At 69.0% G+C, this 825-nt stretch carries 2 protein-coding genes; both read left to right on the plus strand.

Features of this window, described 5'->3' with window-relative positions:
* Nucleotides 1–159: 159 nt before the first annotated feature.
* Nucleotides 160–348: a DUF397 domain-containing protein gene (locus ACLQ24_RS29910; RefSeq protein ID WP_425895083.1), complete on the plus strand. Its 189-nt coding sequence runs from the start codon at nt 160–162 to the stop codon at nt 346–348.
* A gap of 132 nt (nt 349–480) precedes the next feature.
* Nucleotides 481–720, plus strand: a complete 240-nt coding sequence (locus ACLQ24_RS29915) for a VOC family protein (protein WP_425895084.1) — start codon at nt 481–483, stop codon at nt 718–720.
* Nucleotides 721–825: the final 105 nt, after the last annotated feature.

Below are 825 nucleotides of genomic sequence, written 5' to 3' on the forward strand. Positions count from 1 at the left end.
CAATGGACCCGTGCCTGCTTCCTTCCCGCAGGTACCCGCATGTCCGGATCTTGGACCTATTGCCGGTCGCTCTAAGCTGGCCAAGACGTGGGAGATCGTCCGCAACGAGGCGCTCCCCCGCCGGCAGTCAATCGAGCTGATCAAGGAAGTGACGAAGTCATGGATGCCCTAACCCCACGGTGGCACAAGTCGACCCGGTCCGGCGGCAACGGCGGCTCCTGCGTCGAGGTCGCCGACAACCTGCCGAACGTCGTGCTGGTGCGCGACACCAAGGACCGCGACGGCGGCACCCTGCACATCACCCCGACCGCCTGGAAGGCGTTCGTCGGTTACGCCAAGCAGCACTGACCGCACCCCCACGATCCGCACAACATCCCAGATGGTGCTGCCTGCGGGCCGCCGGAGGCAGCACCATCACCGAAACTGCGCGGATCTTGCGGACCGCCGCGTCCGACACGCGGCGGTGCTGGCGACACGCGCATCGATCCCCGCTCGGCGCGCTCGGACGCCGAGTCGATCTGGGTGAACCGGGTGCCCGAACCCCGGGTCGGCGCGACCCGCGTACACCTGGATCTGCGCCTGGCGGACGCGGACCCGGCGGCGGTGCTCGCGGCCGGCGCGCGATCGGTGCGCGAGCCGGTCGACAAGGCGCACTGGTGGGTGCTGGCCGACCCGGAGGGCAACGAGTTCTGCGCCTTTCCGCCGCCGACCACCGGGTGAACGACCGACTACCCAGCGCGGGCGGTGTGGACTAGGCCGTGTCTTGTGGATCAGGTTTCGCGGGCGAGGTCGCGGAGCCAGATCTTGATGGTGGCGATGTCGATG

Source organism: Micromonospora sp. DT4 (assembly GCF_049841675.1).
Lineage (GTDB): Bacteria > Actinomycetota > Actinomycetes > Mycobacteriales > Micromonosporaceae > Micromonospora.